The organism is Vibrio sp. CB1-5, assembly GCF_059412285.1.
Genome location: NZ_JBJHPB010000030.1, coordinates 19,650 through 37,862, shown reverse-complemented (window position 1 = coordinate 37,862; position 18,213 = coordinate 19,650). Strand labels below are relative to the sequence as shown.

The 18,213-nt window shown below is 47.3% G+C and carries 16 protein-coding genes; 6 read left to right on the top strand and 10 right to left on the bottom strand.

Translation table 11 applies throughout. The features are described 5' to 3' along the window. Nucleotides 1-47: 47 nt before the first annotated feature. Nucleotides 48-1,031: a beta-N-acetylhexosaminidase gene (nagZ, locus tag ACJB0T_RS18275; protein ID WP_479288797.1), complete on the bottom strand. Its 984-nt coding sequence runs from the start codon at nt 1,029-1,031 to the stop codon at nt 48-50. Between the two features lie 102 nt (nt 1,032-1,133). Between nagZ and ACJB0T_RS18270 the strand changes: the two genes are divergently transcribed. Then, complete coding sequence (locus tag ACJB0T_RS18270; RefSeq protein ID WP_479292191.1) at nt 1,134-2,252, top strand: anhydro-N-acetylmuramic acid kinase; 1,119 nt, start codon at nt 1,134-1,136, stop codon at nt 2,250-2,252. A gap of 8 nt (nt 2,253-2,260) precedes the next feature. After that, complete coding sequence (murQ, locus tag ACJB0T_RS18265) at nt 2,261-3,190, top strand: N-acetylmuramic acid 6-phosphate etherase (RefSeq protein WP_479288796.1); 930 nt, start codon at nt 2,261-2,263, stop codon at nt 3,188-3,190. A 96-nt stretch (nt 3,191-3,286) separates the two neighbouring features. Here murQ and ACJB0T_RS18260 read toward each other — a convergent pair whose 3' ends face one another. Further along, nucleotides 3,287-3,643 carry a DUF2799 domain-containing protein gene (locus ACJB0T_RS18260; RefSeq protein WP_042476057.1) on the bottom strand — a complete coding sequence of 119 codons (357 nt, stop codon included), beginning with the start codon at nt 3,641-3,643 and terminating at the stop codon, nt 3,287-3,289. Between the two features lie 277 nt (nt 3,644-3,920). Here ACJB0T_RS18260 and ACJB0T_RS18255 point away from each other — a divergent pair, with 277 nt between their 5' ends. Then, nucleotides 3,921-5,405, top strand: a complete 1,485-nt coding sequence (locus ACJB0T_RS18255; protein WP_479288795.1) for a carbon starvation CstA family protein — start codon at nt 3,921-3,923, stop codon at nt 5,403-5,405. A 203-nt stretch (nt 5,406-5,608) separates the two neighbouring features. Then, nucleotides 5,609-6,037, top strand: coding sequence for a GNAT family N-acetyltransferase (locus tag ACJB0T_RS18250; protein WP_479288794.1), 429 nt, complete (start codon nt 5,609-5,611; stop codon nt 6,035-6,037). Nucleotides 6,038-6,148: 111 nt separating this feature from the next. Here ACJB0T_RS18250 and thrC read toward each other — a convergent pair whose 3' ends face one another. From thrC to thrA, 3 genes are read right to left on the bottom strand one after another with little or no spacing between them, the layout of a single operon-like run. Continuing rightward, nucleotides 6,149-7,429 carry a threonine synthase gene (gene thrC / locus ACJB0T_RS18245; protein ID WP_479288793.1) on the bottom strand — a complete coding sequence of 427 codons (1,281 nt, stop codon included), beginning with the start codon at nt 7,427-7,429 and terminating at the stop codon, nt 6,149-6,151. Beyond that, nucleotides 7,426-8,388 carry a homoserine kinase gene (gene thrB / locus ACJB0T_RS18240; RefSeq protein WP_479288792.1) on the bottom strand — a complete coding sequence of 321 codons (963 nt, stop codon included), beginning with the start codon at nt 8,386-8,388 and terminating at the stop codon, nt 7,426-7,428. The genes thrC and thrB overlap by 4 nt, the downstream gene beginning before the upstream one ends. 1 nt (nt 8,389) lies before the next feature. Beyond that, on the bottom strand, nt 8,390-10,849 hold the full coding sequence (gene thrA / locus ACJB0T_RS18235; RefSeq protein ID WP_479288791.1) for a bifunctional aspartate kinase/homoserine dehydrogenase I: 2,460 nt from the start codon (nt 10,847-10,849) through the stop codon (nt 8,390-8,392). Between the two features lie 421 nt (nt 10,850-11,270). Here thrA and ACJB0T_RS18230 point away from each other — a divergent pair, with 421 nt between their 5' ends. Next, complete coding sequence (locus ACJB0T_RS18230; RefSeq protein WP_479288790.1) at nt 11,271-11,759, top strand: ribonuclease regulator; 489 nt, start codon at nt 11,271-11,273, stop codon at nt 11,757-11,759. Nucleotides 11,760-11,794: 35 nt separating this feature from the next. On the opposite strand, the gene ACJB0T_RS18225 is transcribed toward ACJB0T_RS18230, so the two are convergent. Continuing rightward, a complete protein-coding gene (locus ACJB0T_RS18225) occupies nt 11,795-12,277 on the bottom strand; it encodes a putative 4-hydroxy-4-methyl-2-oxoglutarate aldolase (protein ID WP_479288789.1) in 483 nt (160 codons plus the stop codon). A gap of 96 nt (nt 12,278-12,373) precedes the next feature. Continuing rightward, entirely contained in the window at nt 12,374-12,766 is a 393-nt protein-coding gene (locus ACJB0T_RS18220; RefSeq protein ID WP_479288788.1) for a DUF3293 domain-containing protein, read from the bottom strand. Nucleotides 12,767-13,094: 328 nt separating this feature from the next. Here ACJB0T_RS18220 and arcA point away from each other — a divergent pair, with 328 nt between their 5' ends. Further along, nucleotides 13,095-13,811, top strand: a complete 717-nt coding sequence (gene arcA / locus ACJB0T_RS18215) for a two-component system response regulator ArcA (protein ID WP_112459845.1) — start codon at nt 13,095-13,097, stop codon at nt 13,809-13,811. 69 nt (nt 13,812-13,880) lie between these two features. Here arcA and ACJB0T_RS18210 read toward each other — a convergent pair whose 3' ends face one another. The 3 genes from ACJB0T_RS18210 to mnmL form a co-directional block, all read right to left on the bottom strand. Then, complete coding sequence (locus ACJB0T_RS18210) at nt 13,881-14,351, bottom strand: hypothetical protein (RefSeq protein ID WP_479288787.1); 471 nt, start codon at nt 14,349-14,351, stop codon at nt 13,881-13,883. Next, nucleotides 14,351-16,699: an aerobic respiration two-component sensor histidine kinase ArcB gene (gene arcB, locus ACJB0T_RS18205; RefSeq protein WP_479288786.1), complete on the bottom strand. Its 2,349-nt coding sequence runs from the start codon at nt 16,697-16,699 to the stop codon at nt 14,351-14,353. Before arcB ends, ACJB0T_RS18210 begins: the two co-directional genes overlap by 1 nt. 68 nt (nt 16,700-16,767) lie before the next feature. Beyond that, nucleotides 16,768-17,706, bottom strand: coding sequence for a tRNA modification radical SAM protein MnmL/YtqA (gene mnmL / locus ACJB0T_RS18200; RefSeq protein WP_479288785.1), 939 nt, complete (start codon nt 17,704-17,706; stop codon nt 16,768-16,770). Nucleotides 17,707-18,213 lie beyond the last annotated feature (507 nt).

The following is an 18,213-nucleotide window of genomic DNA, read 5'->3' as shown; positions in this document are numbered from 1 at the left end:
TTACCTACAAAAACAGCGAGCTTAGCTCGCTGTTTTTGCTTCTGTCTTTAGCCTTCTAGCGCCGACAGAACTTTACTATTCGCTGCTTTCCACTGAGCACTTTTCTTAAGCTCTTCAAGCTCAAAGTTTTTCTTTCTGAGCATGCGACTTGCCTGCTTCACTTTGGTAATCGGCAGGTTATCCAAGACTTCGATCGTCGAGCTGCGGTTATTACACATTAACAGCGTATCACAGCCCGCATCGAGTGCTTGCTGAGCGCGCGCCGCAGGGCCACCCATGATCGCAGCGCCTTCCATAGAAAGGTCATCAGAAAACACAATGCCATTGAAGCCAAGCTGTTTGCGAAGCACTTCTTTTAACCAATAGCTTGAGCCGCTCGCAGGTTTGTCATCGTAATGAGGAAACACCACGTGTGCTGGCATCATCGCATCAAGCACGCCTGCTTTGATGTGAGCCTGGAAGATACGCATGTCATCCTCAAAAATAGAGTCTCGATTATCCACGGGTGTTTCAAGGTGCGAATCTGCGGTTACGCCACCGTGTCCAGGAAAGTGCTTACCGGTTGTCGCCATACCCGCAGATTTCATGCCCGCCATGAAGGCTGTAGTGTATTGCACGATAGTCTGGAAGTTATCACCAAAGGCGCGGTTACCAATGGCTTTGCTTTGCTCACCTTGGTCAAGTACCGGGGCAAAGCTTAAATCAATATCATGAGCAATCAGCTCTGCGGCCATCAGCCAACCCGCTTGATGAGCCAACGCCTCGTCTTTTAGCTTGGCGTAACGTGCCGCTGGCGGAAGCAGAGTAAACCCATCACGGAAACGCTGTACTCGCCCACCCTCTTGATCGACACCAATGACAATCGGCTTCTTCACCGCTTGACGAATTTGTCGATTGAGTTCAATAAGCTGCTCGGAGTCGTGGTAGTTTCTAGCAAACAGAATCAAGCCACCGACGGTTGGGTGCTCTAAAATTTCGCGATCTTCCGCAGTCAGTTCGTAGCCTGCCACATCAATCCATAGCGGTCCCATAATTGCTCCTCTGCAAATTTATTATCAAATGGGCATCCCCAGAGGTTATTCCTATTGTTTTTGATTTACAATAAAGCTGAGTAAAAACGGAGTAAGTTTATGATGTCAAAGGAAGCGCTGTATATCGGTATCATGTCAGGCACTAGCCTAGATGGTGTCGACACCGCCATTGTTGCGATTAGGGACAAGCAGATTCGTCTCGTCGACAGCGATTTCTTGAGCTATCCCGACGCCCTAAAAAGTGAGGTACTCGCGATATGCCAGGGACAGCCCACCAGCCTAAAAAAAATCGGTGAGCTCGACCATAAACTCGGCAAACTCTATGCGCGAGCGGTTGACTCACTACTGGCAAAATCGAACTACAACACTGATGACATCACCGCAATCGGCAATCATGGCCAGACGGTTTTTCACCAACCAGATGGTGACACGCCATTTACTATTCAGCTTGGCGATAACAACCTAGTTGCTGCGCTCACAGGCATTAATACCGTCGGTGATTTCAGGCGTAAAGACATGGCGCTAGGTGGTCAAGGAGCGCCGTTGGTGCCTGCATTTCATCGCTACCTGTTTGGCGACAGTGAATCGACTCAAGTGATCCTTAATATTGGCGGCATTGCTAATGTATCCGTCCTGCAACCAAATGGTGATGTGGTAGGATTTGATACCGGCCCCGGCAATGTGCTTTTGGATCATTGGTGTACCCAAGCGTTCTCCCAAGCTTTTGATCAAGATGCACGCCTTGCCAAACAAGGACACGTTAACGATAGCTTGCTGGCACAGATGCTCACCGACCCTTACCTTAAGCGCAGCGCTCCTAAAAGTACCGGGCGCGAGTATTATCACGGTGAGTGGTTGCAAGCTCAGCTAGAAAAACTAGATAACACCGTTAACAACCACGATATATTGCGCACGCTGACTGAGTTTACCGCCATAACTATCGCCCAAGCAGTCAAACCATACTGCGTTGGTGCCAGCCCAAAACTGCTGGTCTGTGGCGGGGGCTCTAACAACCCGATTATCATGAGCCGCCTTAGCGAGCTGCTGACACACTGGCATGTCGATTCTACCGATAGCGAAGCAATCAGTGGTGACTATATGGAGTCGATGGCTTTCGCTTGGCTGGCGCACTGTTTTATAAATAAAATCCCAAGCAACCTACCTTCGGTGACCGGCGCCAGCAAAGCCGTACCGCTAGGTGTCTTTTACCCAGCTGACTAGGACTCACTATGACAAACGACGCTTTATTAAATGCGCTTTCCCAGCTCGTCTCTGAAGGGCGCAATCCGGAAACCATGGATATCGACCTGCTTTCATCAGAGCAAATCCTAATGCGCATGAATCAGCAAGACAGCCTGGTTCCACTAGCGGTTGAAAAAGTCATTCCTGAGATTGCTACGGCGGTTGATGCCATTACCCATGCCTTCAAACATGGCGGGCGCTTACTCTATGTTGGCGCCGGAACCAGTGGCCGCCTAGGTGTGTTAGATGCATCGGAGTGCCCGCCTACCTTTGGTACCGACCCTGAAATGGTGATAGGCATTATTGCTGGCGGTAAAGATGCGATGTTTAAAGCCAAAGAGGGAGCAGAAGATGACCCAGTGCTCGGCGCACAAGACTTAAAGGATATCGCACTTACCGACAAAGATGTGGTGGTGGGCATCGCGGCGAGCGGGCGTACGCCTTATGTCATTGGTGCTCTTGAGTATACCAACGAAGTAGGCGCAACGTCGGTGGCACTATCATGTAATCCAGCCTCTGATATTGCCAACGTAGCGAGCATCGCAATTAGCCCAGTAGTCGGGCCAGAAGCGCTGACCGGTTCGACACGCTTAAAATCGGGCACTGCACAAAAGCTGGTTCTAAACATGCTTACCACCGCGAGTATGATTCGCTTGGGCAAAAGCTATCAAAATCTGATGGTGGATGTGAAAGCAACCAACGCAAAATTGGTTGCCCGTGCAACTCGCATCGTGATGCAAGCGACTGACTGCAACAAAGAAGCGGCAACGACAGCACTCAAACAGACAGACTACGATGTGAAGCTATCTATATTGATGCTCCTAACAGGCCTGGACAAAGCCAGCGCCGAGAAACAGCTTACAAAGCAAGATGGATTTCTTCGTAAAGCGGTAGATAGCGAGAACAGCGCCAGTTAAACAATGCTTTACATTGGGCAGTCATAAACAACCAAAAGGGTTAGCTCTAAGCTAACCCTTTTTACGGCAATTCTTTTACTGCAATGAGAGAGGCGGTTAAAAACCACTTTGCTGAGAGTAATCCGTCCAGCCTCGCTGCCACTCCATACGAAAACGCTGTGCCTCGGGTAGACCTTCACACGCACCAGTATAGTATTGACCGGACAGACCAATCTGATACGCGAAATCAGCATCACAAAACTCGATAATACCGCGCTGATACCCCGCATCATATTCAGAGTGCACCGCTTCACCGAGCTTGTTCAAATCTGAATAACTGCGAGATAGCTGACCTCTCACGCCATCTTGATAGCCGATCTGATCCCAGCTTCCCTCTTTAGCAAGGTCGTCCACACCCTTGGCACAGCCGAACGCCAGTAAACTGGTTGCAACAATGATTAGCGCTCTCATGATTTCCCTTTGTGATCGTTTAAATTGTCTGTCGATAACAATGCCAGTTCTGAGTCGTTTTTACCACTCTGAAGCAGCGAAAGTGACCCACTTCACGGTTTTATTCTGCCACTCACCTGTTAAATTCGACCGCTCAGTTATCAGCAAAACCACTTAACTTAACTATTGACCACTTAATCATCTATTTCGCCACTAACCGAATAAGGCAATGTCGAGCCAATTCATCATTTTTATAATGGTTACCAGAAATTAATGTCATCACAAACTAGGGATAACAGTTATGTTGTGGTTTTTAACTTGTGTTGCAGCCTTGATTGGCGGCTACTTTATCTACGGGGCTTTCATTGAGAAGGTCTTTGGTATTAACGAAAAACGTCAAACCCCCGCTCATACGAAAGCTGACGGTGTGGATTACGTTCCAATGTCGACCAAGAAAGTGTACTTGGTTCAACTACTGAACATCGCAGGTGTCGGTCCAATCTTCGGCCCTATCATGGGTGCCCTATATGGTCCTGCAGCAATGCTTTGGATTGTTATCGGCTGTATCTTCGCTGGTGCGGTTCACGATTACTTCTCAGGTATGTTATCTGTTCGCAATGGCGGTGCATCTGTACCTACGATTACCGGTCGTTACCTAGGCAATGGCGCCAAACACTTTATGAACATTTTTGCCATCGTCCTATTGCTACTGGTTGGTGTGGTTTTCGTTTCCGCGCCTGCTGGCATGATTACTAACCTAGTGAACGACCAAATGGACATGTCAATGAGCATGACCACTATGGTAGTGATTATTTTCGCGTACTACATCATCGCGACCATTGTTCCTGTTGATAAAATCATCGGCCGTTTCTACCCGCTATTCGGTGCACTACTTATCTTCATGTCTGTTGGCCTTATCACAGCGGTTGCACTGTCAAGCGAGCACCAAATCATGGGCGGCTTTGAGGTCAGTGACATGTTCACCAACATGAACCCAAATGACCTGCCACTTTGGCCAGCACTATTCATTACCATCGCTTGTGGTGCTATCTCAGGCTTCCACGCGACTCAGTCTCCGCTGATGGCTCGCTGTATGGAAAATGAAAAGAATGGTCGCTTCGTATTCTACGGAGCAATGATTGGTGAAGGTGTTATCGCGCTAATCTGGTGTGCACTGGCGCTATCTTTCTTCGGCTCTATCGACTCTCTAGCAGAAGCTGTGAAGAACGGCGGTCCTGGTAACGTGGTTTACAGCGCGTCATTTGGTCTACTGGGTGTGTTTGGTGGTGTGCTTGCCTTCCTAGGTGTGGTTATTCTACCGATTACGTCTGGTGACACGGCGTTCCGTTCAAGCCGTCTTATCCTTGCTGAATACTTCAACATGGAGCAAAAGACACTGCGTAACCGCCTGATGATGGCTATCCCACTGTTCGTTATCGGTGGCATCCTAACTCAAGTAGACTTTGGTGTTATCTGGCGCTACTTCGGTTTTGCTAACCAAACCACGGCAGTAATGATGCTTTGGACTGCCTCGGCTTACCTACTACGCCACAACAAGCTTCACTGGGTAACCACAGTACCAGCGGTATTCATGACAACGGTAGTCATTACCTTCATCCTGAACAACGCGACACTAGGCTTCGGTCTGCCAATGCAGCTATCAACCATCCTTGGTATCGTGTCTTCACTTTCTATCGCAGGCTACGTGATTAAGAAATCAAAAGGCAAAGGTGATATTGACTTAGCGGATGAAGAGAAACCGACCGGTGAAACAGAGACGGCGTAAGTTATCCCTAAACGCTAGGCTCTACTGAGCTCAACAATCAAAGCCCTCACATGTGCTGGGGGCTTTTGTCATTCCCATCGCTAATTTTCCTTTCCCAAGCCAATAAGCTATCTCCGCCATACACTCATAGGAAAAGCCAACCAACTCTAGTACCATTTTCGACCATCATCTTTCTTTCCGCTTACGCAGCAACAGAGGTCACAATGCCTAATATCGAATTCACTCAAGGTAGCCTGGATGACAAATCACAAAATGAGCTTACTGCAGGGCTTGAGTCTCATAGTCAGGTGCAAGAGGCGCCAACCTATGACAAGCAGCGCGTCAATTGGACGGTTCGCGATGACAATGGTGAGCTGATTGCTGTTGTGACTGCAGATATTCTTTGGGACTGGATGTATATCAGTGAGCTTTGGGTGGATGACCGCTGCCGAGGTACAGGAATGGGCAGTAAACTGATGAAACACGCAGAGCAATATGCCATCGAACACAAACTATCCGGACTTTGGTTATGGACTCAAAGTTGGCAAGCGCCGGCGTTTTATCAAAAATTGGGGTTTGTGGAGTTCACGCGCTTTGATGGTTTTCCAAAAGGCCACTGTCGTATCGGGCTTCGTAAAGTACTTGGTGCATAACAACGAAACAGGCTGAGCACTATTCGGAAGTAATGAGCTAGCAACTTGCTCTTTAACGAAAAAAATGCCCAAGCTAACGATTAACTTGAGCATTGAAATGATAGTGCTTGATTACTGAACTCGACGTAACACGGTTTTCAGTGCATCAAAGTCGTTATCAAGATCTTCAGATAACAGCTCCATCGCCGCGTGTTTTGCCAATGGACCCGGTAGCTCGATGTCTGAGCCTAGGATATCGTCCACGACTTCTTTAAACTTCGCAGGGTGCGCAGTACACAAGAACAGACCGGTTTCGCCTTCTTGCAGTTGCTCGTCCAGCAAGCGGTAAGCAATTGCGCCGTGTGGCTCACACAGGTAGCCTTGAGCGTTGAGATCACGGACTGACTCTGCACTTTGCTCATCCGTCACCATGCCTTTGCCTAGCGTATCTAGACCCCAGCCTTTGATTTGGCATAGCTCTTCGATACGTGGCCAGTTGTTTGGCTGGCTTACGTCCATTGCATTTGAAGTTGTTGCAACCGTTGGCTTAGGATCCCACTCACCTGTTTCTAGGTAACGAGGCACCGTATCGTTGGCATTAGTTGCGGCAATGAAACGTTTGATAGGAAGACCTAGTGCTTTCGCCAATAGACCTGCCGTTAGGTTACCAAAGTTACCACTTGGAACCGATACAACTAAGTTCTCACGCTCTTGTTTAGACATCTGAGATGCCGCTTCGAAGTAGTAACAGATCTGCGCCATCAGACGGCTGATATTGATCGAGTTCGCCGAGTTAAGGCCGATCTCTTCACGCAGCGCCGCATCGTCAAAGGCTTGCTTAACTAGCGCCTGACAGGCATCAAAGTCGCCGTTGATTGCCACTGTGTGGATGTTCTTGCCTAATGTGCAGAACAGCTTCTCCTGCAGCGGGCTGATCTTGCCTTTTGGATAAAGGATAACCACATTGATGTCTTCCATGCCGTAAAACGCATGAGCAACTGCCGCCCCAGTATCGCCTGATGTCGCTGTAAGGATAGTGATCTTGCCACCATCAGAGACTGCCGCCAAAGACTGAGCCATAAAGCGGCCACCAAAGTCTTTAAACGCCAGCGTTGGACCGTGGAAAAGCTCAAGCGCATACACGCCGTCTTTTACTTGATTGATAGGCGCTGGGAATTGGAATGCATTGTCGACCAATTCATTCACTTTTTCTGCTGCAAGCTCATCACCGATAAGCGCAGACAAAATCTTTGCGCTACGCGTGACAAAGTCTTCAGCCAACAGTGCGTCTACATCATCAAACTTTGGCAGCTCAGATGGAAAAAATAGACCTTGGTTGCGACCTAAACCTTGGCGAACGGCTTGGCCAAACGAGACTTGCTCGTCATTCTCTTTGATGTTGTACAGCTTCATAGCTTACTTCCTGTTACCTTCGAGCCCTGTTTATCTAAGCGACAAACATGGACAAATCCTTCGTTATTTTGTACGTAATTCTCTTCTAACCAGCGAGCCACTCTATCTGCGACATCTTTGTCTTTACAGATGCTGAATAGCGTTGGGCCGCTGCCTGAAATTCCTGTTGCTAGTGCACCGGCTGTTGCAGCGTATTCACGAGCTTTGCTAAACCCTGGTAGCAATTTAGCGCGATAAGGTTCGGCGATAACATCTTTGATCATCTTCGCCGCCAACTCAGGTTGATTAGAGTGACAAGCGTGAATGAACCCAGCTAAGTGGCGACCATGGGCAATGATATCTTGTCTGCGATACTGAGATGGTAGGATCTCACGCGCTTCTGCAGTCGACACTTTGATGCCAGGATAAGCCATAACCCAGTACCACTCATCAAAGCATGGTACTTCTTGGCTGATGATGCCGAACTCTTCCAGCATCAACTGCACGCCGCCTAGATAGCAAGGTGCCACATTGTCATAATGGATACCACCAGAAATTTGACCTTCCATCTCACCCATTAGCGCGAGAAGCTCAGTTTCATTCAGTGGATTACCGTGGAACTGGTTCAGAGCGTCGAGCGCTGCAACAATAGAACAGGCGCTAGAACCTAGTCCAGAGCCAATAGGCATGTTCTTCTCAAGCGTCATGTAGACAGGCTTGAGTGTCACACCTTTTTTGTCTAGCTCGCGGGCATAAACCTTCCAGCAATCGTAAACGATGTTCTCTTTTGGATCGCTTGGTAGCTTATCAACAAAGCTGCCTTTGGTGGCAAGGTCAAACGGTTTATCGCCCAGTTTTACCTCAACACAATCACCAAGCAGGGTACCATCAACAGGTGATACCGCCGCGCCCAATACATCAAAGCCAACGCTTACATTGCCAATCGAGGCAGGCGCATAAACGACAACGCTATCACTCATCTTATACTCCTAGTTTCCAGCCTAACGTACGCATCACGTCCGAGAAGACACCCGCAGCAGTCACTTCTGTACCTGCGCCGTAGCCGCGAAGTACCAGTGGGATTGGCTGATAGTAACGGCTGTAGAAGGCCAGTGCGTTCTCGCCATCTTTGATCTTAAACATCGGGTCGTTTTCATCGACAGCTGCAATGCGAACTCGGCACTTACCATCGGCGATCTCACCGACATAACGAAGTACTTTGCCTTCTTTAGCGGCGTTTTCTACCAACTCGCTGAAGTAAGCATCAGCTTCTGGCAAACGAGCCATAAACTCATCGATAGAGCCTGAATCATCAAAGCCTGGTGGCAGAGCTTGATCAACTTCTACATCTTCAAGCTCAAGCGCCATACCCGCTTCACGCGCCAGAATAAGGAGCTTACGCGCCACGTCCATACCAGAGAGATCGTCTCGTGGGTCCGGCTCAGTAAAACCTTTATCTTTGGCTACATTGGTTGCTTGGCTCAGCGTTAGCCCTTCATCCAACTTACCGAAGATGAATGATAGAGAGCCAGACAGGATGCCGTTGAACTTCTCAAGTTCATCACCCGCAGCAATCAGGTTCTGTAAGTTTTCGATAACTGGTAGGCCTGCACCTACTGTTGTTTCATACATCAGCTTACGGCGAGAGCTGCGAGCCACGTCGCGAAGCTGATGGTAGTACGACATGCTTGCTGTATTCGCTTTCTTGTTTGGCGTCACTACGTGGAAGCCAGCCGCTAAGAACTCAGCGTATTGATTCGCGATATCTTCGCTAGACGTACAATCAACCAACACAGGGTTGATGATGTGGTTGCGCTGTACCAATGCCGCAAGGCCAGCAACAGTGAATCGCTCACTGACATCACCCATACGGTCACGCCACTGCTCTAGCGGAAGACCATTTCCATCTAGCAGCACACCCTTACTGTTTGCTAGACCACATACGCGGATGACGATGCCTTTTTCAGCCAGTTTTGCTTGTTGTCTTTGGATCTGATCCACCAGCTCACCACCGACGCCGCCAACACCAACAACAAACACATCAAGGAAGTGCTTAGAGTTAAATAGGTTCTCATGACACGCTTTGATGGCTTCAGAAATCTTATCTTCTGGGATAACTGCTGAAATCGCGCGCTCTGATGAGCCCTGAGCAATCGCCACAATGTTTACGTTTACTTCAGCAAGTGATGAAAAGAACTGAGAGGCAACGCCGCGAGAAGTGCGCATACCGTCACCGACTAGCGTTACGATAGCAACGTCGTCCATGAACTCTACAGGTTCAAGCAGACCGTTTTTAAGCTCAAGCTCGAACGCTTCACTAAGAGCACGCTCAGCTTCTAGCTTGTCTTCTTCTTCGATACAGAAACTGATGCTGTACTCTGATGAAGATTGAGTAATGAGAACAATTGAGACACCTGCCGATGACATCGCGCCAAATACGCGGCTTGCCATACCTACCATGCCCTTCATGCCTGGACCAGATACGTTAACCATGATGAGGTTAGAAAGTGTGGTGATACCTTTAATTGGTAGGTTGTCTTCGCCAGTGTCTTGACCGATCAAAGTCCCCGCACCCTGTGGGTTAAAGGAGTTCTTGATAAGACAAGGGATATGGAATTGAGCAATTGGAGCAATAGTTTTCGGGTGAAGAACCGAAGCACCGAAGTAAGAGAGCTCCATCGCTTCTTGATAGCTAAGAGACTTAAGAAGGCGCGCATCGTCAACCAATCTTGGGTCACAGTTGTAAACACCATCAACGTCGGTCCAGATTTCACAACAATCCGCACGCAAACACGCGGCCAGTACCGCTGCTGAGTAGTCCGAGCCATTACGACCTAGCGTCACTAGTTCGCCTTTCGCATTGCCCGCAGTGAAGCCAGGCATGATGTGTACAACACCCTCAGCAAGCGGATTCGCTTGGAAGTTTTGAGTCGACACTTCAACGTCAACCATAGCTTCTAGGTGGTCGCCGTTGGCAAACAGGTATTTTACAGGGTCGATCAGGTCCGCGGCTTGGCCTTTGGCGATAAGGACAGCTTTCATCAACTGGATGGAGATGCGCTCACCTTTAGAAATGATGCGAGCGTTAACGTGGTCAGGGCAAGTACCAAGAAGGCGGATACCATGAACAAACTGATGAAGCTGGAACAGCGACGTTTTGACTTGATTGTCAAAGTCCGTGCTGTCAATGTTCGGGAGGACTTTCTTAATGTTGGTGAACAGGTCATTGAATGAAGTCTCTAGCTCAGAGATTTGCAGTTCAACTTCATTGTTCTTTAGTGCGGTCTCAATAACAGCCACTAGTTTGTTAGTAGTTTTACCCGGTGCTGATAGCACCACAGCTAAGTCTTCTTGCTGGGCATTGTTGGCGATGATGTCCGCCGCTCTTAAAAAACGGTCTGCATCGGCTAACGATGAGCCTCCAAATTTTAGTACTCGCATCCTTTCCTCCCGAAATACTCAAAACAGGTAAAAAAAAGGCCCGTATCTTGGTGATACAGGCCTTGTTTTTGAATTTCTTCCGTCTACCAGCCTGCCCCAACGATAATGTCGGTAATAATAATGGTGGTGGTCATTACTACGTGCTGGTGATTAAACATAATAGGTCGTGCTTCAGATTCTGTTATGTGCTTACCCATACGTGTACCGCATTTGTTGGCGATTAGTCAATCAAAAATTGTACTTTTGTTGCTTGGAGAGCATTTTTTTATCAAAAGCATAAAAAAGAATAGTAATACATTTATATGCAGTTGGGATCTTTGAACATAACTAAATGCTATATAGTTTTACAACTTTTTGCTTAGATTTTGTGCTTTAATTAGAAATCAATAATCTATAAAAACGATAACCAAGGAGTGGTGCCATGAGAGCAGTGTCTTTATACGCCCCAGCGTTATTGGTTTTTAATGGTTTATTATTTAGCGCCTCAACTCTTGCTGTTGAACTCCCTGAGCTCCCTTCCCAGCATAACCAATCACCTCACAGCTTCTTCTTATCTTCTGGTAGTAAATCCAGCAGCGCAGACTCTTTTGATGTGTGGAACGTTGATAGCGGCTACTCATACGCTGTATTTGATTCTCTAGACGTGTACATTGGTGCCCGCCTCAACAATTCAGACATTTCTAATGACCGTGGTTTTCTAAGTGGTGTTAACTATCAGGTGTCTGATCGTATCTCTGTTAAGAGTACGCTGCGTGGATATCAATACGAAGAAAATAATGAAACACAAGGTGCAATGGCGGCCGAGATTTCGAGCCGAATGAGGTTAACAGAAAACCTAGACGTTCACGCCACCTTTGACTTTGAAAAAGTTCAGCAAGGGGTTGAGGTCGGTCTAGGCTTCCGTTTTTAGTTGAGAGTGTAGGTACAGCTATTACCTATCAAAGACTAAAACTCCAGTGCTTCCTTACTAATCAGCACCCCATTCCAATCTGAATACACATAGTGACCTGGCTGAACAATTTGATTGTTCATGGTCAGTGTGACGTTGATTTGCCCAGCTCCGCGCTTTTCCGTCTTAAATGGACACGCTGCGAGTGCTTTCACTCCAAGATCCATCTCCGACATCGCGGCCACATCGCGTATCGCGCCATTAACGATGACACCTTCCCAGCCATTTTCAATGGCCATGATCGCCAACTGGTCGCCCAAAAGCGCTTTTGCGCACGAGCCATTCCCATCAACAAAGAGTACTTTCCCTTTCCCATCGTGGCCGAGCACTTCACGCACCAGAGAGTTGTCGTGGTAGCAACGTACCGTGACAATCTCGCCCCAGAAGGCGGCGCGTTGACCAAAGTTCTGCAGCGGTAAGTTCAGCAGCATCACTTTGTCTTCGTGTTGGTCACAAATATCAGGTGTGATATCTCTCATGTTTCCTCCGTGATAATAGCTCAATAGGTACGAAAACAGCCGCACCTTTAGAGAGCATTAAAGTAAAATCCCTTTTCGCTTGCCCAGTCAGACTGGTCATTGACACACGTACTGACTCAACAAGCCTAAATTCTTTTGCGTCTGCTCTTCATCACAGGAGACCAGAAACAGTACACCATTTTCGACCCAGTAGATGGCATTTTGCTCATATTTTTGCGCTAACTCACATGCTAGAGAAAACGAGATGTCTACTGCAAAACTCGCCTCCACCCACTCAAAGCTTGGGTCACCGACGTTCACACTTACATGTTGAAAACCTACTAAGTTTCGTTCTAGCTCTCGGTTTTTTATGCAGTTTTCCTCATCACTTAGTTGATGACTTCGTGGGTTACAAGCCGTTATAACAGCGTAGCCATCGCATTCCCACGCAGTGAGAAAATGCATTGCAATGTTTGAATAAGCACTCCAAAGTTGTGCATCGATACTCATACTATCTAAAATTTAGCCTCTGCCCAATACTATTAATATTTGTTACAAAGCGCCTATTGATTTAAATCAACAAACTGAATGGAATTAACATTTGACCATTGTTAGCATGCTGTTAACATTATAGAATTCGCCCCAATGACCTAGCAGAATAATAAGAGATTACAGGGATTTCTCGTTTTTTGGCAACATCATGGATGGCGACGTAAAACGTAACTGTTTCAGTGATGGTGAGTAAAAGCTCCAAGAAACATTACCTATATGTTAACTTTTTGCCTAGAATTTATTCTACTATAGACAGAATTTTCACAAGTTTAATTAGGTACCGCCGATGCAAAGCCCGCAGATTCTTATTGTTGAAGATGAGCAAGTAACCCGTAACACCCTAAAAAGCATTTTTGAAGCAGAAGGATATGCTGTATTCGAGGCCAGCGATGGTCAGGAAATGCACCAGGTGATGTCAGAAAACTCTGTAAACCTAGTTATCATGGATATCAACCTTCCTGGTAAGAATGGTCTACTGCTAGCACGTGAACTACGTGAGCAAGCTAACGTTGCTCTTATGTTCCTAACTGGTCGTGACAACGAAGTTGATAAAATCCTTGGCCTAGAGATTGGTGCTGATGATTACATCACTAAACCATTTAACCCACGTGAACTGACTATCCGTGCACGTAACCTACTGACTCGCTCTATGAGCAGCGGCGCAGCGACAGAAGAAAAACGCAGCGTTGAAAAATACGAGTTCAATGGTTGGGTTCTGGACATCAACAGCCGTTCACTGGTTAGCCCAAGCGGTGACAGCTATAAGCTGCCACGCTCTGAGTTCCGCGCACTGCTACACTTCTGTGAGAACCCAGGCAAGATCCAAACTCGTGCCGACCTTCTTAAGAAGATGACAGGTCGTGAGCTTAAGCCACATGACCGTACTGTAGATGTGACGATCCGTCGTATCCGTAAGCACTTTGAATCAGTATCTGGGACACCAGAGATCATCGCTACGATTCACGGTGAAGGTTACCGCTTCTGTGGTGATCTAGAAGAGTAGTTCACTCTTTCTGAATCAATTTAAAAGGGACGCTTCACGCGTCCCTTTTTTCATCCGTTATTATGCGTATTAGTAAACAGTATCGATGTTAACCTGTTTGCTCACCAACCACGTTTTGTTCTCACCATCAACAAGCTGCAAGGCCACATCGACAGGCTTAGTGATGTTCACCTCTAGCTGCCAATTGAAGGCTACCTCCCATTGACTCTCAGAGTGATTACGAAGCTCAAAATCACTGCCTTCAAACTCCCATGTCATGTCACCTTGCTTGAGCACAACCATAGCTACGTCCATATCGGCAGGAAGTTGGTTCTCCGTGCTGAGATTCAAGGCGCCATATAGGTTTTGCTCTTTTACCAATGCCGATGTCTCGCCTACTTTCGGCATCATATCAATCCACAGGTTCGAGTTGAGGCTGACCGTTTGCTGCTCTACCATCGCTGTATTGCTAGACGCCCACATAGCTGAGTCGGTTGTTGGAGATGATGCACAACCTGCTAGAGCGATAGAGAGTGCAAGTGCGGTAACAACTTTTTTCATTATGATTCCTTACTTTCCAACCACGATTTTAGTATTTGAATATCATTCTGATATTCGTTTTTGATCTCTTCAACCCAATCTTCAATATTCTCCCACCAAGCTGGAAGCTCTGGAGACTGCGCTTTTTGGGCTATCGACTGGATACGTTTAAGACCAATCGATCCCGCCGCCCCTTTTATCTTGTGCGCTTCTGAGGCAATGCCCGGCTGATCTTTGGCTGTCATATTTGAATCGAGGATCTCGATGTAGTCTGGCATCATCTGCTCAAACATCTTGATGCTATCGAGTACTGGTGCACTGCCAACGATATCGACGTACGACTCCAACATGTCGAGATCCAGCAAGCGATTAAAGACTTCACTGTTGATGTTCTCTTTCACTTCCTTCTCCTCTGGCAGTGGCTCTTCCATGACGTCATCGCCGTGGAATTTATTGATCACTTCGGTAAGTGCTTTAACGCTCAGCGGTTTGCTGATCGCATCGTCCATGCCATTTGCCAGATACTCCTGCTTATCCTTAAGCACATTGGCTGTGAGTGCCACAAGCGGTGGTAACTCTGAATAGCGCGCTCTAAGCTCTTGAGCGACATCGAAACCTGTCATATCTGGAAGCTGAATATCCAGCAGCGCTAAATCAAAACTTGCTGGATTAAAGTTCGCTAATGCTTCTTCACCTGTCATAGCCACTTCGACACTATGACCAAGGCTCTCTAGCAAAGAACGTGCAACGGTAATATTAAGTTCAATATCTTCCAGCAAGAAGATGCGCAGGCTGCTTTGTCGCTTCACTTCAACCGGCGCAAGCTGTATTTCATCCGCACACGGAACATTGATGGTCACGGTGAACGTACTGCCGAATCCCTCTTCACTATCAACCGTAATATCGCCATCCATCATTTGGATCAGCTGTTTCGATACCGCAAGGCCAATACCAGTGCCAACCGCGTGCAAATTGTCTTTGCCCGACTTAACTTGGTAATACATGGCAAAGATCTTATCGAGCTCTTTTTGCGGAATGCCGATACCGGTATCTTCAATTTCGATCGTGATGTACGCGTGGCTATCTTCAATATCCGCGCTGATGGTCATTACCACACCACCTTGCTTGGTGAACTTCATGGCATTGCTCACCAAATTCCAAATCACCTGACGAAGACGTGTCGCATCAACGACGACGCCTTCCGGTAAATCGGTAAGCCTCTCAAGATCAAAACGTAGACCTTTTTGCTCCGCCATCAAGCCTGAGATGCTTTCTAGCTCTGCAACAAAATCTTCAAAGTTTAATGGCTCAGGGAAGAGCTCAAGTTTGCGTCTATCAAACTTATCCATGTCGATAATATCGTTAAAGATATGCCCAAGAGTAATCGCGCTGACATTGATCGTTTGCAGCTGCTTACGCTGCTCACCATTTAACTGCCCATCTAGGAGCATACGGCTCAAGCCAACAATGCCGTTGAGCGGCGTGCGCAGCTCGTGACTGATGGTTGAGATAAACGTGGTCTTGTCTCGGCTCGCCTTCTCCAATGACTCCGCATGGCGCTTACGTTCGGTGATATCGCGACCAAAACCCACCAGTCCGAGGTGGCGGCCATCCTTACTGTAGAACGGCACTTTACGCAGCTCATAGAAGCATTTTTTTCCGTCGGGGTATTCGAGCCACTGCTCATAGGTCAGTGCCTGATTGTCACCCATTACCTTGTGGTCGGTTTCCACCACTTGCTTAGCGATCTCTTCCGAATAAACATCCCATGGCGTGAGACCAACCAAGTCTTGCTCTTTACGACCAGTAAGTTCCTCCATTGCCTTGTTACAGCCTGAGAACACGCCTTCTGCATTGCGATAGTAAATAAGGTCCGGTGAGGCATCGATAAATGAGCGCAGTAATGCAGTTCGTTCAGCTAGCTCAAGCTGAGTACGTTCACGTTGAAAGACTTCGTTCTCGAGATCTTTCATCGCCTCTTCACGTGCTTCTTCCGCTTTTTGACGCTCTTCTATCTCTTGGTTGAGCTTGCGAATGTTTTGCTGAAGTTTATGGTTAAGGTCTTGGTCGCGTGAACGCATCTCTTTGAGCTTAGACACCATCTTAGCGAGACGCTGACGAGATTCTTCAAGCTGATCGACCACAACGGAGAGGAAATAGACCGCCCAAGGGGTGATCAATAGCCCAAAGAACACCGAGCGAACAATGTCGATATCATCAACGCGCCCATTGAGTACCAAGGTAATACCGACCTGAACCACAACGGCCAGGGCGACAAGAGCTAGCGCCAATATAATAGAGAAGCGAACAATACCAAGTTTCACCAATAGGTCGACATAGTATTGCGCGAGATTTTTGATGGGTTTCATTCAGCACTCCGTGCGTTACAACTGGGCTAAGTCTATCACTTAGCCCTAGTTTGCACACGAAAGGCGAATTATTTGAGAACAGGTTTGTGATAAGTAAACGGATTCTCAGTCAGTGCTCCCTGAGCACCTTCAGCAGTCAGGGTTCTGCCAAGCTCGGTCATCGCCAGCCAACGGTTCTCACACCATAGTGGTGAGAGCAGCGTTGGGCGCCTTGCTGATGAAGAAACACGGTGATAAACAATCTCGGCCGGAGTACGACGAATCATCTCACTGGCTACATCTAAATAGAACTCTAGCGTCGGCGCCTCAAGGCGTCCTGCACGCCAAGCCTTTGCCATGGTACTGCCCTCAACAATATGAAGACCATGAAGTTTGATACCATCGGTACCCGTTTCCAGCACCTTTTCTAGCGTCTGTAGATTATCTTGCTTGGTTTCATTTGGCAGACCGACTATCAAGTGTGTGCACACTTTAATGCCCAGAGCACGAGCGCGTTTGGTAATTTTATCGTAAACCGCAAAGTCGTGGCCACGATTAATGCGCTTTAAGGTTTGATCGTTCGCTGTCTGCAAACCTAGCTCAAGCCAAATCTCATAGCCTTGCTCAACGTAACCAGAAAGTAGCTCTAGTACCGAATCTGGCACACAGTCTGGGCGGGTTCCCACACACAGTCCAACGATATCCGCGTATTTAAGCGCTTCTTCGTACATGTTTTTCAACACTTGAACTTCAGCATAGGTACTGGTGTAGGCCTGAAAGTACGCCAGATACTTCTTAGCGCGCTTAACCTCACCTGCTCGGTCGGTAAGCTGGTCGTGAATAGACTGGATCTGGGTCTCTTCGCTTGCGAAAGAGGCCACGTTACAGAATGTACAGCCGCCACGGCCAATAGTGCCATCGCGATTTGGGCAGCTAAAGCCACCGTGCAGGGTTAGCTTGTGAACCTTTTCTCCATATCGGCGCTGCAGATCTTGGCCGATGGTATTCACTAACTCATGTAATTGCATGTTCAAAAAACCTACTAATAAGAATGAATCTCACTCTAATTTGTGAAACTAAATTACATCCCTGCAAAAGAAAACCATGAATAATAGCAATCGGCGTTTTAAACACTCTTAATCAAAATCAATAAATATGCAGAAAAACAAGCAAAAAACCCGAAATGTTGCATCGATGTTATAAAACATATTCAAAACAAGATAAAAAAAATGTGTAACAGACGTAAGTTTCGTTGGAATTACCGAGGACAAAATTGTAGGATACTTACACAATTCTGCTGTATTTGCCGTTTTTATTACAGTACGAATTGGTAGATTAGGGTCGATATTCTACTCCCACCAACAGATTCCACTAGATTGTGGAACGTAGACATTGAATATCACCACGGAATGTTTTTCTCGCAACACATTTCCTGCGAGATGCTGAATGGACTCGAACACTGCCCCCTCTGGCAGTCAAGAATCAAAATTACAAAGGACAAGACGCAATCACACACTCTAATTGCGTCTAGATTT